The following is a 2,929-nucleotide window of genomic DNA, read 5'->3' on the forward strand; positions in this document are numbered from 1 at the left end:
CTTGTGGCCCCTACAGAGCCGAAGGCACCCGAGAGACCAAGAAAAGCCCCCGCTCAGCCCCGAGAAGAGGACCGCCGGAGCCGATGCCGCACGGCCCGCTGCGCAAGCGGCCCAAGATCCTCAACCGCACTCACCAAGAGGGACAACTGCTCCAGCGAGGCAAGCGCCCGCTCCGTACCCGCACGATCAACCCCCTCGTACAGCTCCAGGCCCACGAAGGACGCCGCAACCGCCCGCGCAAGCCCCACCGCATCCGTGAACTCCCCCAGCGGCGACCCCGCCAGAACCCGCACCAGGACCTTCTCGATCTCCTCGACCCACAGGGCGAGCCCCGCCCCGGTCGCCGCCGCGAGCCGAGGCTGCGTCTGCGCCCCCGCGAGCAGCTGCCCAAGGACGGCGACGTGCCCGGCGTCCCGCTCCTTCTCGTGCATCTCCCGCCCGAAGGCGAGCAGTTCGGAGAGGGAGCCGATCCCGGCGAGGCGTTCGCGGTAGAGGGCCACCCGCTGCTCGGTCCCGTACCGGCACGCCGCCGCGAGCAGCTCGTCGACGGAACCGAAGTGGTAGAAGACCAGCGCCTGATTGACCCCCGCGGCAGCGGCGATCGTACGCGCCGACGTCTTGGCGATCCCCTGCTCCGTGAGCGTCCGCAACGCCCCTTCAAGAAGCTTCTCCCGCGTCTCCTGCCCCTTGCCGGGATCCTTACCGAGCCCCTTGACGGCACCCTGCACAGGGCCCTTCCCCGTACTCACGCCCGCGCCTCCTCACGAACAGGCCGCAGCCCGGCCCGCACCCCGCACGCCCGGACATCCGTATACGTCGCCGCGAAGGACCCCTCGTACCCGAAGAGCGGCCCGAAGCGCCGATTGACGACCCGGACCTGGATGCGAAAGCGCCCGGCGGCGTCGTCGTAGGACTCCCGCACCTCGGCGTCACCGCCGATCAGCGAGGGAACGCGGCAGTCGACCGGCCCCTCCCGGAACCGGTGCTCTCCGGAGCGGATCACGAGCGAGCCGTCGGGCTCGGCGCGGAAGTGCAGGTCGCTGGCGAGGTGCTGATGCGTGCCGAGGTAGTCGAGCACGCGGTCGCCCTTGGGGCTCAGGACCATCTGGGCGTCGAAGCGGCGGGGCCCGCCGGGCAGGTCGAAGGTGCGCACGAAGGTCACCGTCTCACGGCCGTAGGTGTCGACGTACGGCACGTTCTCGATGATGAAGGGCACGTCCCGCCCCTGGCGCGGCACGAGGATGTTGCGGGTGCCGCCGACCGCGAGGAACGGCTTCACGAAGCCCCGGCCGTGCCAGATCCGGTCCATGACGCCCCGCCCTGTGCAGGCCTCGCCGCTCTCCAGGCCGACGGAGAAGCGGCGCCGCAGCTCTGGGTGGAGCCGGTGGAAGTCGGCGCCCATCACGGTTTCGAAGATCGAGGTCATGGGCGCGGCTCCAGGGCGGTGGCGAGGGTGGACAGGATGCGCGGGGCACGCGCGCGTACCGGCGGGGTGCGCAGGCACCGGCGGGCCGCCGGGGTGGTCGGCAGCGGCGGCAGGATCAGCGCGAGCGCGGCGGCCGCGAGGGCCGTCACGGGGGCGAGGAGAACCGCCGCCGCGACGAACAGGACGCGCAGGACGACCTCGGCGACGGCGTTGAGGAGGGCGCGCTCCGGGGTGATGCCGCGCTCCAGCCAGAGGCGGAGGCGGTCGAAGGACCAGGCGGTGGCCCAGCCCATCAGCGGGCGGAAGACCGCGCGGTCGGCGAGCGCGCCGAGGCGGCCCCAGCGCGGCCGGTAGTCATACCCGGTGAGGAATCGGATGCCGTCGCCGTCCGGGGTGGGTACGTAGCGCCAGTAGCCGCTGCCCTCTTCGATGAGGGAGAGCGGGTGCGGCGAGGCGAACCGCAGCGCGGAGGTCCGCGTGCCGTCGGGACGCCGCCGCTCCCCCGCGCTGACCCCGGTGCCGGCGACCGTCAGGAAGGGCAGCACGCGCGTGGCGTACCGGAAGTGCCGCGGCTCGCCCTCCCGGCACGGCAGGTAGGCGATCTCGGTGAAGCGCAGGTCCCAGCGCTGGTGCAGGGCGGGCTCCTGGGTGCGCTCCCAGAGCGCGTCGAGATCGGCACGTATCCGTGCCTCGATATACAGACTCACGGCAAACCCCCACGTCAGCGCCTTCTTGAGCGACTGCTCAACAGGAAGGTACAGCCGTTTGAGCAGTCGCTCAAGTTCGCGGGTACAGAAAAGCCCCCACCAGGAGGCGGGGGCTTTTCGGCAAGTGGGTGCGCGGCCCTAGGCGGAGAGGTGGCGCTCCACCGTCTCGACCTTGGAGGTGAGTCCGTCGGTCACGCCGGGCCGGATGTCCGCCTTCATGACAACGGAGACGCGGGGTGCCCGTGCCTCCACGGCGGCGACGGCGCGCTTGACTACGTCCATCACCTCGTCCCACTCGCCCTCGACGGAGGTGAACATGGCGTCGGTCTTGTTCGGCAGGCCCGACTCGCGGACGACACGGACGGCGTCGGCCACGTACTCGCCGACGTCCTCACCCACGCCGAGCGGGGTCACGGAGAAGGCGACGATCATGCGTTGACGATCCCTTCCTTGCGGGCGCGCGACGCGATCACCGCGGACTCGGCCTCCCGCTTCAGCTTGCGCTCGGCGAAGAAGCCGCCGGTCGGCAGGACGGAGAGGACGAAGTACAGGGCGGCGGTCTTGAGGTCCCACTTCGTGCGGTTCCAGGCGTCGAGCCAGAAGAGCACGTACAGGACGAAGAGCACACCGTGGATCATGCCCATCGCCGGCACGGCGTTGAACTCCGTGGTCCGCTTGAGCACCGAGCAGACGAGCAGCAGCAGGAAGGAGACGGCCTCGGGGGCCGAGACCAGGCGGAGGCGGCGGAGTGCGGAAGCGGTCTTGATGTCCACGGGTCACCTTCGGTGAGTGGGGG

Annotated in this window: 5 protein-coding genes; all 5 read right to left on the reverse strand. The window is 71.0% G+C overall.

Annotated elements, in window-relative coordinates:
• Positions 1-53: 53 nt before the first annotated feature.
• Complete coding sequence (locus tag GKQ77_RS31005) at positions 54-728, reverse strand: TetR/AcrR family transcriptional regulator (protein WP_219692446.1); 675 nt, start codon at positions 726-728, stop codon at positions 54-56.
• A gap of 17 nt (positions 729-745) precedes the next feature.
• The gene (locus tag GKQ77_RS31010) at positions 746-1,426 is read right to left on the reverse strand and encodes a DUF4166 domain-containing protein (protein WP_219692443.1); all 681 of its coding nucleotides are present in this window, start codon (positions 1,424-1,426) and stop codon (positions 746-748) included.
• Positions 1,423-2,133 (reverse strand): hypothetical protein, encoded by a 711-nt coding sequence (locus GKQ77_RS31015; protein WP_219692444.1) that lies wholly within the window; start codon positions 2,131-2,133, stop codon positions 1,423-1,425. Before GKQ77_RS31015 ends, GKQ77_RS31010 begins: the two co-directional genes overlap by 4 nt.
• 138 nt (positions 2,134-2,271) lie before the next feature.
• On the reverse strand, positions 2,272-2,565 hold the full coding sequence (locus GKQ77_RS31020) for an MTH1187 family thiamine-binding protein (protein ID WP_030789418.1): 294 nt from the start codon (positions 2,563-2,565) through the stop codon (positions 2,272-2,274).
• Complete coding sequence (locus GKQ77_RS31025) at positions 2,562-2,906, reverse strand: DUF3817 domain-containing protein (RefSeq protein WP_219692445.1); 345 nt, start codon at positions 2,904-2,906, stop codon at positions 2,562-2,564. The genes GKQ77_RS31020 and GKQ77_RS31025 overlap by 4 nt, the downstream gene beginning before the upstream one ends.
• Between the last annotated feature and the right edge of the window lie 23 nt (positions 2,907-2,929).

It is taken from the genome of Streptomyces anatolicus (genome assembly GCF_019400875.1).
In the GTDB taxonomy this organism is placed as follows: Bacteria; Actinomycetota; Actinomycetes; order Streptomycetales; family Streptomycetaceae; genus Streptomyces; species Streptomyces anatolicus.

Bases quoted from the DNA above. Each gene is read 5' to 3' on its own strand.
- GKQ77_RS31010 (WP_219692443.1), bottom strand. From the start codon at position 1,426: ATGACCTCGATCTTCGAAACCGTGATGGGCGCCGACTTCCACCGGCTC.
- GKQ77_RS31020 (WP_030789418.1), bottom strand. From the start codon at position 2,565: ATGATCGTCGCCTTCTCCGTGACCCCGCTCGGCGTGGGTGAGGACGTC.